This is a genomic window from Stenotrophomonas sp. YJH_SMC_80 (assembly GCF_059372495.1).
Genome location: NZ_JCAFVP010000005.1, coordinates 257851 through 273755, shown reverse-complemented (window position 1 = coordinate 273755; position 15905 = coordinate 257851). Strand labels below are relative to the sequence as shown.

The 15905-nt window shown below is 67.1% G+C and carries 19 protein-coding genes; 12 read left to right on the top strand and 7 right to left on the bottom strand.

Translation table 11 applies throughout. The features are described 5' to 3' along the window. Positions 1–83: 83 nt before the first annotated feature. Positions 84–809, top strand: coding sequence for an enolase (locus AC5P99_RS11675; RefSeq protein ID WP_495213181.1), 726 nt, complete (start codon positions 84–86; stop codon positions 807–809). A gap of 70 nt (positions 810–879) precedes the next feature. Here AC5P99_RS11675 and AC5P99_RS11670 read toward each other — a convergent pair whose 3' ends face one another. Continuing rightward, positions 880–1326 (bottom strand): copper chaperone PCu(A)C, encoded by a 447-nt coding sequence (locus tag AC5P99_RS11670; protein WP_005412625.1) that lies wholly within the window; start codon positions 1324–1326, stop codon positions 880–882. Positions 1327–1360: 34 nt separating this feature from the next. Between AC5P99_RS11670 and AC5P99_RS11665 the strand changes: the two genes are divergently transcribed. The 4 genes from AC5P99_RS11665 (at position 1361) to AC5P99_RS11650 (ending at position 5025) form a co-directional block, all read left to right on the top strand. Continuing rightward, entirely contained in the window at positions 1361–2137 is a 777-nt protein-coding gene (locus AC5P99_RS11665; protein WP_495213180.1) for an enoyl-CoA hydratase/isomerase family protein, read from the top strand. Between the two features lie 140 nt (positions 2138–2277). Continuing rightward, a complete protein-coding gene (gene tesB / locus AC5P99_RS11660; RefSeq protein WP_005412623.1) occupies positions 2278–3186 on the top strand; it encodes an acyl-CoA thioesterase II in 909 nt (302 codons plus the stop codon). A 4-nt stretch (positions 3187–3190) separates the two neighbouring features. Beyond that, complete coding sequence (locus AC5P99_RS11655) at positions 3191–3703, top strand: pathogenicity-like protein (RefSeq protein ID WP_049404707.1); 513 nt, start codon at positions 3191–3193, stop codon at positions 3701–3703. 104 nt (positions 3704–3807) lie between these two features. After that, on the top strand, positions 3808–5025 hold the full coding sequence (locus AC5P99_RS11650; RefSeq protein WP_495213179.1) for an RNA polymerase sigma factor: 1218 nt from the start codon (positions 3808–3810) through the stop codon (positions 5023–5025). A 51-nt stretch (positions 5026–5076) separates the two neighbouring features. Here the strand turns inward: AC5P99_RS11650 and AC5P99_RS11645 are convergent, their stop codons facing one another. Further along, on the bottom strand, positions 5077–5637 hold the full coding sequence (locus AC5P99_RS11645) for an EF-hand domain-containing protein (RefSeq protein WP_476471293.1): 561 nt from the start codon (positions 5635–5637) through the stop codon (positions 5077–5079). A 156-nt stretch (positions 5638–5793) separates the two neighbouring features. On the opposite strand from AC5P99_RS11645, the gene AC5P99_RS11640 reads away from it, so the two are divergent. Both AC5P99_RS11640 and AC5P99_RS11635 read left to right on the top strand, forming a co-directional pair. Beyond that, positions 5794–6549, top strand: coding sequence for an arginyltransferase (locus AC5P99_RS11640; RefSeq protein WP_005408547.1), 756 nt, complete (start codon positions 5794–5796; stop codon positions 6547–6549). A 38-nt stretch (positions 6550–6587) separates the two neighbouring features. After that, positions 6588–7802 carry an endonuclease/exonuclease/phosphatase family protein gene (locus tag AC5P99_RS11635; protein ID WP_005412618.1) on the top strand — a complete coding sequence of 405 codons (1215 nt, stop codon included), beginning with the start codon at positions 6588–6590 and terminating at the stop codon, positions 7800–7802. Between the two features lie 72 nt (positions 7803–7874). On the opposite strand, the gene purT is transcribed toward AC5P99_RS11635, so the two are convergent. Continuing rightward, entirely contained in the window at positions 7875–9062 is a 1188-nt protein-coding gene (gene purT, locus AC5P99_RS11630) for a formate-dependent phosphoribosylglycinamide formyltransferase (protein WP_049448402.1), read from the bottom strand. Positions 9063–9199: 137 nt separating this feature from the next. Here purT and AC5P99_RS11625 point away from each other — a divergent pair, with 137 nt between their 5' ends. Genes AC5P99_RS11625 through AC5P99_RS11605 form a run of 5 tightly spaced genes read left to right on the top strand, consistent with a single transcriptional unit; the run spans position 9200 to position 11898 of the window. Next, positions 9200–10081, top strand: a complete 882-nt coding sequence (locus tag AC5P99_RS11625) for an SPFH domain-containing protein (protein WP_005408544.1) — start codon at positions 9200–9202, stop codon at positions 10079–10081. A 45-nt stretch (positions 10082–10126) separates the two neighbouring features. Next, the gene (locus AC5P99_RS11620) at positions 10127–10306 is read left to right on the top strand and encodes a type II toxin-antitoxin system antitoxin (RefSeq protein WP_005408543.1); all 180 of its coding nucleotides are present in this window, start codon (positions 10127–10129) and stop codon (positions 10304–10306) included. After that, positions 10303–10482, top strand: a complete 180-nt coding sequence (locus AC5P99_RS11615; protein ID WP_005408542.1) for a DUF4177 domain-containing protein — start codon at positions 10303–10305, stop codon at positions 10480–10482. Before AC5P99_RS11620 ends, AC5P99_RS11615 begins: the two co-directional genes overlap by 4 nt. A gap of 3 nt (positions 10483–10485) precedes the next feature. Then, positions 10486–11079 (top strand): PH domain-containing protein, encoded by a 594-nt coding sequence (locus AC5P99_RS11610; RefSeq protein WP_049448399.1) that lies wholly within the window; start codon positions 10486–10488, stop codon positions 11077–11079. Between the two features lie 9 nt (positions 11080–11088). Beyond that, complete coding sequence (locus tag AC5P99_RS11605; protein WP_108270274.1) at positions 11089–11898, top strand: M15 family metallopeptidase; 810 nt, start codon at positions 11089–11091, stop codon at positions 11896–11898. 368 nt (positions 11899–12266) lie between these two features. On the opposite strand, the gene AC5P99_RS11600 is transcribed toward AC5P99_RS11605, so the two are convergent. From AC5P99_RS11600 to AC5P99_RS11585, 4 genes are all read right to left on the bottom strand, one after another. After that, positions 12267–12638, bottom strand: coding sequence for a DUF423 domain-containing protein (locus tag AC5P99_RS11600; protein ID WP_033833348.1), 372 nt, complete (start codon positions 12636–12638; stop codon positions 12267–12269). 103 nt (positions 12639–12741) lie between these two features. Next, positions 12742–13815, bottom strand: coding sequence for a polyketide cyclase (locus tag AC5P99_RS11595; RefSeq protein WP_005408538.1), 1074 nt, complete (start codon positions 13813–13815; stop codon positions 12742–12744). Between the two features lie 234 nt (positions 13816–14049). Next, positions 14050–14691: a response regulator gene (locus AC5P99_RS11590; protein WP_005408537.1), complete on the bottom strand. Its 642-nt coding sequence runs from the start codon at positions 14689–14691 to the stop codon at positions 14050–14052. Continuing rightward, the gene (locus AC5P99_RS11585) at positions 14691–15887 is read right to left on the bottom strand and encodes a sensor histidine kinase (RefSeq protein ID WP_005408536.1); all 1197 of its coding nucleotides are present in this window, start codon (positions 15885–15887) and stop codon (positions 14691–14693) included. Before AC5P99_RS11585 ends, AC5P99_RS11590 begins: the two co-directional genes overlap by 1 nt. Between the last annotated feature and the right edge of the window lie 18 nt (positions 15888–15905).

Below are 15905 nucleotides of genomic sequence, written 5' to 3'. Positions count from 1 at the left end.
TGCCGACCTTGGTCGGCACGCTTTGGCTGCAATGAGGTTGCCGGCCAGCGGCCGGCACGACCGACACTGATCAAAGGACTGACATGATCCACAAGACCGAACTGCGCGACCTGCTGCCCGGCATGGTCCCCTTCCCCACCGACGTCTTTCCCGCCGACCAGGCCTGGCTCGGCCAGCACCTGCTGCCGCTGCTGAAGATCGACCTGGGCGTGCTGCGCCCGGAACTGGCTGGCCAGGTGGCAACGATGCTGTGCCCGATCGAGCCGTACGACGGCTGCATCGGCGAGACCACCGAAGAACACCACAACGATTTCACCGGCACCAACTGGATCGCCTTCGAACTGACCGCCGGCAACCAGATGCGCTTCCTCGGCAACGAGGGCTATTTCATCGGCGATGCGGTACAGGACAAGGACGCACAGGAACACATCGCGCAGATGCGCGAGAGCTACGCCAAGGCCCGCGACTACCATGCCGCGCACGGTCGCCTCGCCTGCTACTCGCGCTATGGCAAGGGTGAGGCCAGCGAGCGCGATTATCTGGATACGCTGGGTGGCCCCATTGGTTTCGGCAACTGGACCGAGACCGCGGAGATTCCCGCAGCCTTCGAACTGGACTTCACCGAGGCGGCCGATGACCCCAACGCTGCGGACGATGCCGAAACGGTGATCATCACCCGCAATGGCAACAAATTCTTCGCCGTGGCCGACGTAGCCGGCTACAACTGGTGCGCCACCGGTGCCGACGCGATCGTGATGCTGTACGAGCCGGTCAGCCGCACGGTGCTGTTCTCGTACGACTGGTCGTAAGCCTGTTTGGTAGTGCCGGCCAGCGGCCGGCATACCGAGTTGCCGGCCAGCGGCCGGCACTGCCATCCCGCTACGGCGCGGCCTTGCGCACGGTCAACGTCGCACTCGCTTCGCTACCACCTTCCAGCTGCAGCCGCAGCGGCAGCACCTGCCCTTCCTTCAGCGCGCCCTTGCCCTGCATCAGCATCAGGTGCAGGCCGCCGGGCTTGAGCTCGGCACGCGCGCCGGCTGCCAGCGGCAGGCGCTCGATCGCGCGCATCCGGCTGACCCCGTCGACAATCGTGGTCTCGTGCAGCGACACATCACCGAAGCTGCTGCTGGTCGCGCCGGTGATCGCCACCGCCTTGCTGCAGCCATTGTGGATGACGCCGTAGCCGGCAGTCATCGGCATTGCCGGATTCGGAGGCAACCGCGCCCAGCCCTGCTCCACCGTGACGCAGGCCGGTTCGGCGGCCGAGGCCGATGCTGCGGTCGCACACAGGACCCACAGTACGCCAACGAATGGTTTGGTTATCATCGCCCAGGTTCCTTCTTCGCAACGAGACCGCAGCATGACGACGCTCATCGAGGTGATCAACCATGGCCCCATCCGCGAACTGCGCCTGGCACGGCCGCCGGTCAACGCACTGGACACCGAACTGTGCCGGCAGTTGATCCATGCCATCGAGCTGGCCATGGCCGAAGACGCGCATGGCATCGTGCTGTCGGGCAGCGAGCGCGTCTTCACCGGCGGCATGGACGTGCCGCACCTGCTCTCGCATGGCGATGACAAGCACAAGTTGTTGGACACCTGGAACGCCTTCTTTGGCGCCGTGCGCACGCTGGCCGAGAGCCGCATTCCGGTGGTCGCGGCGATCACCGGCCACGCCCCGGCGGGTGGCTGCGTGCTGGCCCTGTGCTGCGACTACCGGATGATGGCGCGCAGCGCCGATCCGTCGCGGCCGTATGCCATCGGCCTGAACGAAGTGCAGGTCGGCCTGATCGCGCCGGAGGGCATCCAGCGCCTGCTGCGCCGTGCGGTGGGCGTGCACCGCGCCGGTGTGCTGCTGACCACCGGTTCGCTGGTGCCGGCCGAACAGGCGCTGCAGATCGGCCTGGTGGATGAGCTGGCCGAGGGAGACCTGGTGGTGGCACGCGCCATCGCCTGGCTGCAGAACCTGCTCAAGCAGCCGCGCCAACCGATGCTGCTGACCCGCGCCATCGCCCGCGCCGACCTGCATGAGGCGCTGCACCCGGACCTGATCCAGCTGGACCGCTTTGTCGAGGCCTGGTTCGCCCCGGATGCGCAGAACGCGCTGCAGGCACTGGTGGCGCGCCTCGGCAAGTGAACGGTAGCGCCGGCCGCTGGCCGGCAACCAGGCAATCCTTCCGGGACGCCTGTGGTTGCCGGCCAGCGGCCGGCACTACCGATGATGGGCTGGCCTGCACCGGTATAATCGGGGCCTCTTCACTGCTGTGGCCGCCCCCCTTGAACGACACGCCCGAACCCGTCGTCTCCGAGCTGATCGACCTGCTCACGCTGGAGCGGCTGGAGGACAACCTGTTCCGCGGGCAGAGCCGCGACATCGGCACCAAGTACGTGTTCGGCGGGCAGGTGCTGGGCCAGGCGCTGGCCGCAGCGCAGGCCACGGTCGACAATGGCCGCCACGTGCACTCGCTGCACGCCTATTTCCTGCGCGCTGGCAACATCGACCACCCGATCGTCTACGACGTGGACCGCACCCGCGATGGCGGCAGCTTCTCGGTGCGCCGGGTCACCGCGATCCAGCACGGCAAGGTGATCTTCTTCTGCGCGGCCTCGTTCCAGCAGGCCGAGACCGGCGCCGAGCACCAGCACAAGATGCCCGAAGTGCCACAGCCGGAAGACATCGAGCCGAATCGTCCGCTGCCGGCGGAAGTGCTCGAACGCCTGCCGATCAAGGTGCAGCGCTGGCTGTCGCGCGGTGGCCCGTTCGAGTTCCGCCACGTGTACCCGCGCGACGAACTGAACCCACCCAAGCGCCCGCCCTACCACCAGGTGTGGCTGCGCCTGAGCGAACCGGTGGGCGATGCGCCGGAGCTGCACCAGGCGCTGCTGGCCTACGCCTCCGACTTCCACCTGCTGGGCACGGCGACCTTCCCGCACGGTATCAGCTACTACCATCCGCACGTGCAGATGGCCTCGCTCGACCACGCGATCTGGTTCCACCGCCCGTTCCGTGCCGACGACTGGCTGCTCTATTCGCTGGACAGCCCCAGCGCGCAGGATTCGCGCGGCCTGGCCCGCGGCCAGTTCTTCACCCGCAATGGCGTGCTGGTGGCCAGCACCGCGCAGGAAGGCCTGATCCGCGTCGTTCCCGACCAGGCCGCGGCCGCTGCCGTGCCAGCCAAGGAGTAACCCCATGCGCCAGATCTTCAGCAGCCAGCGCGTGGAAACCGTCGAAGGCGTGGCCGAGCTCCTGCGCGAGCATGGCATCGACGTCAAGGTGACCAACGGGCGCTCGTACAAGACCCGCCGCCGCGGTCAGTTCAGCTATACCGACCTGGGCAACGCCAACGCCTATCCAGCGGTGTGGATCGTACGCGCCGACGACCAGCCGCGCGCGCGTGAAATCCTGCGCGAGGCGCGCCTGCTCGACACCACCCGTCGCGACCACCCGACCGCCGAGTTCGCCTTCCGCGACGCGCCGGAACCGGGCAGCGGCGGCCGCAGCTGGGCCTGGCGCATCCGCATCGCCCTGCTGGTGGTGATCGCCGGCGTGGCGCTGGTGATCGGCCTGCGCCATCGTGGTGCCCCGGCACCGGTCGCACCGGCCCCTGCCCCGCAGGCCCAGCCGCAGCAGGCACAGCCGGCACCGCAGGCCGCGCCGGAAGAGGAAGAAGAAGTCCGGGTCCGCATCCAGCCCTCAAAATGACGCACGGGTAGTGCCGGCCGCTGGCCGGCAGCCGCAAAGAAAGTCGGTCACATTGGGCGCGCGGCTCCGTCATGGGACACAATCCCAGCAGGAGAGCCGCCGCCATGACGACGTTCGCCGCATCGATCGACCAGACCCTGGAACGCGAACTGCCGGCCGCCGCCAGCGGTTGCCAGCACGCCTATGGCCGCATCGTGCTGGCCTGCCAGAACACGGTCACCGCCATCGCGCTGGCCATCACCCGCGACCGCCAAGCCAGCGAGGACATCGCCCAGGAAGCCTTCGTCAAGGGCTGGCAGCAGCTGCACCAGCTACGCAGTTCGACCAGCTTCCTGCCCTGGCTTCGGCAGATCACCCGCAACCTGGCCCGCGATTGGCTGCGTGCACAACGTGGCCGGCCGCTGACCGGCGAGGCCGCCGAGGTGGCGATGGGCATGGCCGCCGACCCTTCACCGGGCGCGGCCGACCGCCTGCAGCGGGTGGAAGAAGAGATCGCCGCCGAGGACATCATTTCCGCGTTGCCGGCCGACAGCCGCGAAGTCCTGCTGCTGTACTACCGCGAAGGGCAGCGCTCGCAACAGGTCGCCGACCTGCTCGGGCTCAGCGATGCGGCCGTGCGCAAGCGCCTGTCACGTGCACGTGCCCTGGTGCGCGACGGCCTGCTGCAGCGCTTCGGTGAGTTCGCGCGCAGCAGCGCACCCAGTGCCGCGTTCGCTACGGCGGTGGTTTCGATGGTACTGGTGGCCGCGCCCGGCACGGCCAGCGCAGCGATCCTGCTCGGCACCGGTGTCGGTGTGGGCGGCAGCAAGCTGGGCCTGGGCGGCGTCAGTGCCGCAGGCGGGGCAGCCATGGGTTCACTGACGGCCGCCGCCAGCCAGCTGCACCTGATTCCCGCCAGCGACTGGGCCACCGTTGCCGGGGGCGTCGTCGGCGGCATCATCGGCAGCTACCTGGGCGGCCGCTTCCTGCTGCGCTTCGCAGACACCCAGCAGGAACGAACAGCAGTGCGACGCTTCGTGCACCTCAATACGTTCACCGCGATGGTCGTCTGCACCGGCCTGTTGATCTCGCTGATGCTGCAGGTGCCAATCTGGCTGCAACTTGCGATTCTCGTCATCGGCCTGGGTACGGTGAACTACCAGTGCCTGGTGCCGCTGCAGCGCGTGATGGCACCCATGATCGCGCGCGATTCAGCGCGGCGCGGCCGCAGCGGAACCAACTGGAAATACGAATCCGTGTACGGGCGCACCGGCATCATCGGGGCGAACGTATTCGTGATCGGCCTGGTGGTATATGCGCTGATGCGCAACGGAAACGTGTAACGGACAACGCCGGCAGCCTGCCGGCGTTGTCGTCATTCACTGCGTTGAACCTCAGCGCTGCGGCTTCGGCGCAGCGCCATCACGCGGACCGCCATGGCGCGGGCCACCGTGCATCGGGCCCTTGGCGGCGTCGAACTCGGCCTTGCTCAGCTGGCCGTCCTTGTTGGTGTCGGCGGCAGCGAACCAGGCATCACGATGCCGCTTCATGCGCAGCTCGCGGTCGGCCTTGTCCAGGTAGCCGTCCTTGTTCAGATCAAGCTGGTCGAAGCGCGCGGCCAGGCGCGGATCAGCCTTGGCTTCCTCGCGGCTGATGCGGCCGTCCTTGTTGGCGTCCAGCTTGGCCCAGCGCTCACCGCCGTGGCCACGTCGCCCATGCTGCCAGCGCGGCAGCTCATCGCGCGAGAGCTTGCCGTCCTTGTTCTTGTCCAGCTCGTCGAACTTCGCGGCCAGGCGCGGGTTGGCGGCGGCCTCGCTGCGGTCGATGACGCCGTCGCCGTTGGTGTCCAGCCTGGCCGGGCGCGGCGCGGGCGTGGTCGGGGTGTCAGCGGCCAGCGCGATACCGGAAGCGGAGGTGCCCAGCAGCAGGGCCAGCAGCAGGGGGGTACGGATCATGAGGTCACTCCTGGGGATGGGAACAGCGTCGGGGTGATCACTTCACCCTCGGGGGACAACAACGCCCGGGCGCGACGTCGGTTGACGCTACTGCCGATTCCATTCATCCGCCGGACAGTCGCCGCCACTGCGACAACCTGGGGCTATGCTGTGCCCATGGCGATACATGGCGACAGAGACGACGAACTGCGACTTTTCCAGACCGGCGAGCACCCCTGCGGGTACTGGTCGGACCGGGTGGCACGCGACCTGGTGCTGGACCCGAACGACCGCCGCCTCGGTGCGCTCTATCCGCTGGCACTGAGCTGGGGCTTCCGCCGCAGCGGCGACCTGGTCTACCGGCCGCATTGCGCGCACTGCCAGGCCTGCGTGGCGGTGCGCATCCCGGTGGCGCGCTTCGCTCCGGACCGCAGCCAGCGCCGCTGCGCCGCCCGCAATGCCGACCTGGAGGTGCGGATCACCGCCGCCACCGCGCGCGACGACCTGTTCGCGCTGTACCACCGCTACCTCACCCACCGCCACGCCAACGGCGGCATGGACGACCATGGACCGCACGAGTTCGAGCAGTTCCTGATCGGCAGCTGGTCGCACACCCGCTTCATGGAAATGCGCCTGCCCGGCCACGACGGCCAGCCCAGCCAGCTGCTGGGGGTGGCGGTGACCGACGTCACCGAGCACGGGCTGTCGGCGGTCTACACCTTCTTCGACCCGGACCACGCCGCGCGCGGGCTGGGCACCTTCGCGATCCTGCAGCAGATCGAATGGGCGCGCCGCGAGGGGCTGCCGCACGTGTATCTGGGCTACTGGATCCGCGGCCACCAGAAGATGGACTACAAGCGTCGCTTCCATCCGCTGGAAGCCTACGATGGCCGCCGCTGGCACGATTTCGACAACGATCTGGACGGGCGCTGACAAACCGCTGACACCGGGCCGGGTGCACAATACGGCCCATGAACATGACCCGCCGCCATCCCCTGATCCTCGCCCTGGCCCTGCTCTGCGGCGCCACCGCCCCTGCCTTCGCCACGTCCCCCGCGATGACCGAAAAGCCGTCCGCTGCGCTGCGCCTGGCCACCTACAACACCTCGCTGTACTCCGATGACGCCGGTGGCCTGATCAAGGAACTGGAAGGTGACAGCGAACACGCGCGCAAGATCGCCGCGGTGCTGCAGCAGGTGCGCCCGGACCTGGTACTGCTGAATGAGTTCGACTTCGACGACGCCCATCGCGCCGCCGACCTGTTCCAGAAGCGCTACCTGGAAGTGGCCCAGCCTGGCGGCGGCAAGCCGCTGCACTTCGCCTACCGCTATCTGGCCCCGGTCAATACCGGCGTGCCCAGTGGCCTGGACCTGGACAACAACGGCGTGGTCGGCGGCGAAGGCCGCAGCCGCGGCAACGATGCGTGGGGCTACGGCCTGCACCCGGGCCAGTACGGCATGCTGGTGCTGTCGCGTTACCCGATCGATGAAGCCAAGGTACGCAGCTTCCAGCTGCTGAAATGGAGTGCGATGCCGGGTGCCATCCGCCCGGTCGATCCGCGTACCGGCCAGAGCTTCTACAACGACCACGTGTGGTCGCAGCTGCGCCTGTCGTCGAAGTCGCATTGGGACGTGCCGGTGAAGACCCCGGCCGGCGTGGTGCATGCGCTGGTCTCGCACCCAACCCCGCCGGTGTTCGACGGTCCGGAGAAGCGCAACGCGGCGCGCAACCACGACGAACTGCGCCTGTGGCAGGAATACCTGTCCAAGGGTGACAAGCCGTGGCTGTGCGACGACAAGGGCCAGTGCGGCGGCCTGGCGCAGGACGCGCGCTTCGTGATCCTCGGCGACCTCAACAATGACCCGGTCGATGGCGATGGCCGCCATGAGGCGATCGTCGAACTGATCGAGAACGCCCGCGTGCTGCGCTACCCCACCCCGCGCAGCGTCGGCGGCGAGCAGACCAGCCTGGCCTATGCGGCCAAGGGCATCGAGCGCAAGGGTGCACCGTTCCACGCCACCGGCGATTTCGGCCCGAAGTCGGGCACCATGCGCCTGGACTACGTACTGCCCTCGACCGGTTTCGAATACGTCGGCAGCGGGATCTTCTGGCCGGCCAATGAAAGCCCGGAAGCGAAGATCGCCGACGGCAGCGACCACCACCTGGTGTGGGTGGACGTGCGGTAGAGCAGCGTACCGACCAACGGTCGGTACCCACCGGGTTTCGGTAGGCGACGACCGTTGGTCGTCGCTCCTTTTTCAGGGGCGCAGTTCGATGCCGATGGCGTCGGCGGCATCACGCGCGATGGCGCGTGCTTCGTCGATGGTTTCCGCGCGCGCCAGGGTCACGCCCACGCGGCGATGGCCATGCACGCTCGGCTTGCCGAACAGGCGCACGGCGGTGTCCGGCACCTGCAGCGCGGCGGCGACATTGTTGAAGTACGGCACGCCCTCGCCGTGGGCCAGCAGCGCGCACGATGCCGACGGGCCGCTCTGGCGGATCACCGGAATCGGCAGGCCAAGGATGGCGCGCGCATGCAGCGCGAATTCGCTCAGTTCCTGCGATACCAGCGTCACCAGGCCGGTGTCGTGCGGGCGCGGCGACACTTCGCTGAACCACACCTCATCACCCTTCACGAACAGCTCGACACCGAACAGGCCCCAGCCGCCAAGGTCGTCGGTGATCGCGCGCGAAATCTCTTCGGCACGCGCCAGCGCGGCGCTCGACATCGGCTGCGGCTGCCAGCTTTCGCGGTAATCACCCTCCTTCTGCAGATGGCCGATCGGCGCGCAGAACGAGGTGCCACCGCCATGGCGCACGGTCAGCAGGGTGATCTCGTAATCGAAATCGATGAAGCCTTCGACGATGCAGCGGCCGGCACCGGCACGGCCACCGGTCTGCGCGTACTCCCACGCCGGGGCGATGTCCGCCTCGCTGCGCAGGGTGCTCTGGCCCTTGCCCGAGGACGACATCACCGGCTTGACCACGCACGGCAGGCCGATGGCGGCCACGGCAGCACGGTATTCGGCCTCGGTATCGACGAAGCGGTACGGCGAGGTCGGCAGGCCCAGGGTCTCGGCGGCGAGGCGGCGGATGCCTTCGCGGTCCATGGTCAGGCGCGCAGCGCGCGCGGTCGGGATCACCCGCAGGCCCTGTTCCTGTTCCAGCTGGACCAGGGTTTCGGTGTGGATGGCCTCGATCTCCGGCACCACCAGGTGCGGCTGCTCCTGGGCGATCAGCGCACGCAGGGCCATCGCGTCGAGCATGTCGATCACGTGCGAACGGTGCGCGACCTGCATGGCCGGCGCATCGGCATAGCGATCGGCGGCGATCACCTCCACGCCCAGCCGCTGCAGCTCGATGGCCACCTCCTTGCCGAGTTCGCCCGAGCCCAGCAGCAGCACGCGGGTGGCGGAGGGGGACAACGGAGTTCCAAGCTTGGCCATGGCGGTTCCAGCAGCGATGTGAAGGCGGGTGGGCATTCTAGCTGGCCGACCGGCCCGGCCACGGCATCCGACGAACGGTAGTCGACAAGTGATATCACTTTGATATCTTCATTCCGAACCCTCAAGGACGTACCGCCATGAAAGAGAAGTCGCTGTCTTCCCTCAACGGCCTCGGCACGCTGGCCGGCGCCCTGCTCGTCGCCCTCGCTGGCGCCGCCCTGTTCGTACTGGGAGTGGCAGCCAAGGCCAGTGCCGGCTCGCCCAATCTGTTGCTGATGCTGCTGGGCGCCCTGCTGGTGGCGCTGGGCGTGTTCATCCTGGCAGGCCTGTACACCATCCAGCCCAACCAGGCGGCCGTGCTGAGCCTGTTCGGCAAGTACGTGGGCACGGTCAAGGACAACGGCCTGCGCTGGAACAACCCCTTCTATGCCAAGCGCCGGGTCAGCCAGCGCGTGCGCAACTTCGAGAGCGGCAAGCTGAAGGTCAACGAGCTGGACGGCAGCCCGATCGAGATTGCCGCGGTGATCGTCTGGCAGGTGGTCGACGCCTCCGAAGCGGTCTACAACGTGGACGACTACGAGAGCTTCGTGCACATCCAGTCCGAATCCGCGCTGCGCGCGATGGCCACCAGCTATCCCTACGACCAGCACGAGGATGGCCAGCTGGCCCTGCGCAGCCACGCCAGCGAGATCTCCCAGCACCTGAAGAACGAGCTGGCCGAGCGCCTGGCCGACGCCGGCGTGCAGGTGATCGACGCACGCATCAGCCACCTGGCCTACGCCGCTGAAATTGCCCAGGCCATGCTGCAGCGTCAGCAGGCCAACGCGGTGATCGCCGCGCGCACGCGCATCGTGGCCGGTGCAGTCGGCATGGTCGAAATGGCCTTGGCCGAACTGCAGAAGAACGGCGTGGTTGAACTGGACGAGGAACGCAAGGCGCACATGGTCAGCAACCTGCTGACCGTGCTGTGCTCGGACCGCGGCACCCAACCGATCGTCAACGCCGGTTCGCTTTACTGAGCCATCCTCGCAACGGGGCGCCCCACCGCCCCGCCAGGAGTTTTCATGAGTGAGAAGAAAGCCTATCCGCTGCGCATCAATGCCGAGGTCCTGGCCGCGGCACAGCGCTGGGCTGACGACGAGCTGCGCAGCCTCAACGCGCAGATCGAATACGTACTGCGCGACGCCCTGCGCAAGGCAGGACGCCTGCCGAAACCCACGCCATCGCCGGAGGACAAGGAATGAGCAAGCGCTGGAGCTACCAGACCATCGAGGTCAAGACGTCCATGATGGGTGTACTCAAGCCCGAGGACGTGCAGGCCGAACTCAGCCGCCAGGGCCAACTGGGCTGGGAACTGGTCAACATCATCATCCCGGCGCCGATGCGCCCGGCGATGCTGGTGTTCAAGAAGGAGGCCTGAACCATGGGCGGCAGCGACCCGAAACCCTTTGACGTGGCCGAGAGCTCGCCGCTGCGCGTGCTCTGGATCGTGCTGCCGCTGCTGGCTGCCTTCGTGGCCTGCCTGTATGCGCAGCTGTACAAGGCACCGGCGAGCGCACCCTGGATCGCAGTAACGCTGTCGCCGCCCTGGTTCCGGATGGGCGGCAGTGCGGCATGGAGCCTGCTGGTGATTGCCCTGCTGGGCATTGGACTGGGCACGGCCTTCTTCCGCCGCCGGGTGGAACTGGCCGGCGATGTGCTGGACGTCCGTTCAACGATGTACCGGCGGCGGGTGCCGGTGGCGCAGTTGCGGCTGGACCAGGCCGAGGTGGTCGACCTGCAGCGTGACCGCCGCTACGGCATTCGTGTCAAAACCAATGGCTATTCAATGCCGGGCTTCTACTCGGGCCACTTTCGCCTGCAGGGAGGCGGCAAGGGCTTCGCCCTGGTCACCGACCGTGCGCGCGTGCTCGCCCTGCCGGTCAGTGATGGCAGCACGCTGCTGCTCAGTGTGGACCGGCCGCAGGCGCTGCTCGATGCGCTGCGCAAGGTGGCCGCGTCGGCGCCACGGCAGTAAGCTGCGGCGATGCAACGACGCGCCCCCCTGCTGATCAATACCGAGGCCATCGAGCTGTGGCCCGCCCACCTGTTGCGCGCACGCAGCAACCTGGATGCACGCCTGCTGTCGCAGGCGCAGTGGGTGCTGCGGCGCAAGCGTGATGGCCGCTATCTGGCGGTGGTACTGGCGCAGGGTGTGCACGCCATGGTGCCGCGCCTGCCGCGCGAGCCCGGGGTCGAGGAAGCACTGGCACTGCTGGATACGGCGGCGGCACGCCCGTTCGGTGCCGCACTGCAGGAACAGTGGCTGCCGCTGGCCGGGTTGCAGCAGCGCTTGCAGCAGCTTGGCCTGGATGCGCAGCGCTATGCCGACGACAGCGGCCTGCCGCTGGAATCCGAGCCGTGCCTGCTGCACTTCGCCGGTCGCGACCGCTTCGCACGCCCGTTGTGGCTGCGCCGTGGCGCCGCGCAGGGCTGGCGGCGGATGCGACTGCACGCGGCACAGGATGGAATTGCGCTGGATGCCATCTCCGGCTTCCGCAGCCATGCCTACCAGTTGGGCATCTTCGAACGGAAGCTGGCGCGCGGCTTGAGCGTGGCCGAGATCCTGAAGGTGAATGCCGCACCGGGTTTCAGCGAACACCACAGCGGCCACGCACTGGACATCGGCACACCGGGCGACGCGCCGGCTGAAGAATCGTTCGACGCCACCGATGCGTTCGCGTGGCTGCAGGCGCATGCCGGCGGGCACGGCTTCCATCTGAGTTACCCGCGCGACAACCCGCACGGCATCGTCTACGAACCGTGGCACTGGTGCTGGAGACCGGCCAACGGCTGAGCCCCTCGTGGCGAAAGCCTGGAGCGGTCAGCGCATGGCCGCGGGATGGAACAAGAGAGCAAAGACAAAAGCGGGTCGCTTCGCTCGAAGCTTCTATAAGGGATCAGCGCGCGGCTGTTGGGTCCGCCTTCAAGCGAGCCGAGCACCGCAGGTCCGGCGAGGGCGAAGAGGTGCGGGTGTCTGAGCGCAGCGAGTTCCCGCACCGCCCCTCGACGGGCCGAGGAGCGCAGGGGACCGGTGCGCAGCGCCGGCTCGCGGCCGGCGGCGCGTTTCTTTTGGTTACTTTTCTTTTCGCGCGAAAAGAAAAGTAACGCCCATGAACCATCACGATCGCATCGGCATGGATCGGAGCGACAGCCCTGCGACCGTCACCGCCTCAACGCATTGATCGCCAGCAACACCCACCCGGCCATCATGCTGGTGCCCCCGATCGGCGCCATCCGCGTCGGCCACTGCCACAACGCACCACCCACCAGGCTGCCGGAAAACAGCAACACGCCCAGCAGCAGCACGTACAGCGCCAGGTGCGCGGTCGCCCCCTGCGCACGCGGGCCAAGCGCCACCAGCACCGCGCCATGCGCGAACGCATACAGTGCCGCCATGTTCAGGTGCTGCTGTGAAAGCGGGTCAGCCACACCGTGCGATGCGTAGGCGGACAGGCCGATCGAGGCCGCCGCCAGCAGCGCACCAAGGCAGGCCAGCAGGGAAGGCTTACGTGCGCGACGTTCCAGGTTGAACATGGGGGCTCCTTGCACAGCGCCCTTTCCGGGCGCCAGATGAAAAAAAACGCGCCGCAATGAGCGGCGCGTTTTCGTGTCCAACACTACATGGGTCAGCCGAGGCTTACTTGACGGCCCAGTAAATGTCGTAGGTACCTTCCGGGGTGAACGACTTGTCGATGCCATCCTTCCAGGTTTCGTACGGACGGTCGATCACTTCGTTGCCGGAGGTCACAGCCCAGGCGCGCAGGCCGTTGCGGGCAACGTCCAGACCCGCCATGTGGCCGGTGTAGGCCGCATGTGCCGAGCGGTGCGGAGCCACGTGCACGTACTTCACCGGAGCGCCACCGTCTATCTTGACGGTCAGGGCCTCAGCGGTGGCACCTTCAGCACCCTTCTTCTTCACCGGCTGGGCGATGTCGAAGGCGTACTTCTCCTGGCCGAAGTCGGTGGTGATGATGCGGAACGGACCGGCGGCTTCAAGGCCATTGGCCTCCATCACGCGCTTGATCCACTCCTGGTTGTCCTTGATGGACTTGGTGATCGTGTCCTGACCGCGGTCCACGTTACCGGCGTTGACGACCAGCAGATCCTCAGCCGGCACATCGACGATGGCCAGATCGGTCAGCGGGGCTTCCGGCGTGCGGTAGTCGACGTTCGGGACGGTAGCCAGCATGTTGGCCATGCGCGACAGGCCCATCTTGATGTCGTCGCCGATCTGACGGCTGACATACAGGCCTGCATAACGGCCGAACAGGTCGAAGCCGTACTTCACCGAGTAGTCCTGGGTGATCTTCACGTTGCGGCCACCCTTGCCGGTCGGCTCCAGGGTGAAGGTGGTGACCTTGTCGTGACCCTTGGTGGCGTCTTCGATGGCGATCGCAACGCGCTTGTTCTCTTCGGCGTCGGTGATCTTCCAGGAGCCGGTGCCCAGGTCCTTGGAGGTGAAGTCCAGGGTGGCACCCTTGCCGGAGGCCGGGCCGGACAGCTTCAGTTCAACGGCGGGATCGCGCAGTACCAGCGGGTTCCAGTCCTTGAAGCGGCGCAGGCTGCTGACCGTGTCGTACACGATCGTCATCTTGCGGTTGGTCTCGATGCTTTCGGTGATGTGACGCTCGCCCGGCAGACATACGCCAATGATGACGAACAGGCCAGCCACGATCCCCAAGGCGATCAGGAACTCGATAATACGGGTCATTCAGAGAGTCTCCGGGGCCGATCCCACGGCCGGGTTGATTGAAGCGAAGCGCCAATCCTAGCAGGCTTCGCGGGCATTGTTTATCGGGATTGGCGCACCGGTTTCCCTGCCGGCTGCGTATTTGTATGGACAAAGAATTCGAAGGGTAACGCATACCGCTGCCCGGCAAGTAGGGGGGCACCTTGGCCGGAACCCCCTGCCATCACCCAAGTCTTTGTACCGAAACGATTTTCCTCAGACCAGCTGGAGTTCGAACGCCTTCAGTACCGCGCGCGTACGGTCGCGCACACCCAGCTTGGAGAGGATGTTGGACACGTGGTTCTTGATGGTGCCCTCGGCCACGCCCAGCGAGTTGGCGATCTCCTTGTTGGAGAAGCCGCTGGCCATCAGCCGCAGGATCTCGGTCTCGCGGTCGGTCAGCGGGTCCGGGCGGTCCAGGCTGACGAACTCGTTGCGCATGTGCTCCAGGCCCGACAACAGGCGCTGGGTCACCGCCGGCTGTACCAGCGAACCACCCTCGGCCACGGTACGGATGGCACCGACCAGCTGTGCCAGGGTCACATCCTTGAGCAGGTAACCCTTGGCACCGGCCTTGAGGCCAGCCAGCACCAGCTGATCGTCATCGAAGGTGGTGAGGATGATGGTCGGCGGCAGCTGTTCCTGCCGCGACAGCACCTGCAGCGCTTCCAGTCCGGACATCACCGGCATGCGCATGTCCATCAGGACCACGTCGGGGCGCACCTGCGGGATCAGCTCGACCGCCTGCCGGCCATCGCCGGCCTCGGCCACCACCTCGATGCCATCGTCGAGCGCCAGCAGGGAGCGGATTCCCTGCCGCACCAGGGTTTGGTCATCGACCAGGCAGACGCGAATCATCAACGTACTCCTTCAGGAACCTTGGTAAGGGCGGCCACCAGCACCGTTGCCGGCACCGTTGCCCGCAGGCGGAAGCCTTCACCGGGACGGGTCTCGATCTGCAGCTGGCCACCACATTGTTGCAGGCGCTCGCGCATGCCGCGCAAGCCATTGCCCACATTGACCATGTCCGCGCCGACACCGTCGTCGCGGGCCTCCACCACCACCCGGTCCGGGGCTTCACGGTACACCTTGATCCACAGGTGCCGCGCACCGGCGTGGCGCACCGCGTTGGTGATTATCTCCTGCGTGCAGCGCAGCAGGACGTGGGCCCGCTGGGGATCTTCCACGTTCAGCGGATCCTCGATCTCCAGCTGGATGTCCAGCGAGGGCACGTTCTCGGTCAGCGGGCGCAGCGCCGCGGCCAGGTCGATCGCACCGGTCTCGCGCAGCTGGCTGACCACCTCGCGCACGTTGCCCAGCAGCAGTTTGGCCAAGGTGTGGGAGCGCTTCACGTGCTCCAGCGCCTGCCCTTCGGCCAGGTGCCCGGCCACTTCCAGGTTCAGGGTCAGCGCGGTCAGCTGGTGGCCCAGCAGGTCATGCAGCTCGCGCGAGATGCGGGTGCGCTCATTGACGCGGGCACTCTCGGCAAGCAAGGCGCGGGTGGCACGCAACTCTGAATTGAGCCGGCGCTGTTCGTCGCGCGCCTCGGTCTGCTGCCGGGCAACCAGGCTGGTCACGAAGATGAACATGGAAAAGCCGCCGTACAGCAGCGACTGCATCACCGCTTCGAACAACGGGAAGCGCAGCAGCAAGTAGTAGACCGGGGCCACCGCCAGTTGGCTGACCAGCAGCCACAGCACGCCCAGCCGCACCGACAGCATCCACGGGATGACCCCGGCGGCCACCATCATCAGGATGCTGCCCAGGCCCGAGCCGCTGAGGAAGCTGACGCCCAGCGCCGAAATCGTCAGCAGCAGCAGCAGGCCGCGGTCCAGCCAGCTGGTGGGGCTGTCGCTGCGCAGGATGCGGGTCAGCCAGTAATAGGAGGTGCCGAAGGACAGGTAGGCGACGAACAGCAGGACCGCCCAGCCGCCCATGTCACCGCGGCTGTGCAGGTTCTCGAACTGCGAGTACGCCAGGGGCAGACCGACCATGACCCAGGTGAACAGGCCGGCCAGGCGAAGGACGCGGGTATGGCTGAGGACTCCCAACATGCCAGCACTCTACGGGCC

Coding starts and splice junctions, on each gene's coding strand:
- AC5P99_RS11595 (WP_005408538.1), bottom strand. CDS start 13,815: ATGACCCGTATTATCGAGTTCCTGATCGCCTTGGGGATCGTGGCTGGC.
- AC5P99_RS11625 (WP_005408544.1), top strand. CDS start 9,200: ATGAAAGAGAAGTCGCTGTCTTCCCTCAACGGCCTCGGCACGCTGGCC.
- AC5P99_RS11640 (WP_005408547.1), top strand. CDS start 5,794: ATGGCGATACATGGCGACAGAGACGACGAACTGCGACTTTTCCAGACC.
- AC5P99_RS11645 (WP_476471293.1), bottom strand. CDS start 5,637: ATGATCCGTACCCCCCTGCTGCTGGCCCTGCTGCTGGGCACCTCCGCT.
- AC5P99_RS11610 (WP_049448399.1), top strand. CDS start 10,486: ATGGGCGGCAGCGACCCGAAACCCTTTGACGTGGCCGAGAGCTCGCCG.
- AC5P99_RS11655 (WP_049404707.1), top strand. CDS start 3,191: ATGCGCCAGATCTTCAGCAGCCAGCGCGTGGAAACCGTCGAAGGCGTG.
- AC5P99_RS11665 (WP_495213180.1), top strand. CDS start 1,361: ATGACGACGCTCATCGAGGTGATCAACCATGGCCCCATCCGCGAACTG.
- AC5P99_RS11670 (WP_005412625.1), bottom strand. CDS start 1,326: ATGATAACCAAACCATTCGTTGGCGTACTGTGGGTCCTGTGTGCGACC.
- AC5P99_RS11605 (WP_108270274.1), top strand. CDS start 11,089: ATGCAACGACGCGCCCCCCTGCTGATCAATACCGAGGCCATCGAGCTG.
- AC5P99_RS11615 (WP_005408542.1), top strand. CDS start 10,303: ATGAGCAAGCGCTGGAGCTACCAGACCATCGAGGTCAAGACGTCCATG.
- AC5P99_RS11635 (WP_005412618.1), top strand. CDS start 6,588: ATGAACATGACCCGCCGCCATCCCCTGATCCTCGCCCTGGCCCTGCTC.
- AC5P99_RS11600 (WP_033833348.1), bottom strand. CDS start 12,638: ATGTTCAACCTGGAACGTCGCGCACGTAAGCCTTCCCTGCTGGCCTGC.
- AC5P99_RS11620 (WP_005408543.1), top strand. CDS start 10,127: ATGAGTGAGAAGAAAGCCTATCCGCTGCGCATCAATGCCGAGGTCCTG.
- AC5P99_RS11590 (WP_005408537.1), bottom strand. CDS start 14,691: ATGATTCGCGTCTGCCTGGTCGATGACCAAACCCTGGTGCGGCAGGGA.
- AC5P99_RS11650 (WP_495213179.1), top strand. CDS start 3,808: ATGACGACGTTCGCCGCATCGATCGACCAGACCCTGGAACGCGAACTG.
- AC5P99_RS11585 (WP_005408536.1), bottom strand. CDS start 15,887: ATGTTGGGAGTCCTCAGCCATACCCGCGTCCTTCGCCTGGCCGGCCTG.
- purT (WP_049448402.1), bottom strand. CDS start 9,062: ATGGCCAAGCTTGGAACTCCGTTGTCCCCCTCCGCCACCCGCGTGCTG.
- AC5P99_RS11675 (WP_495213181.1), top strand. CDS start 84: ATGATCCACAAGACCGAACTGCGCGACCTGCTGCCCGGCATGGTCCCC.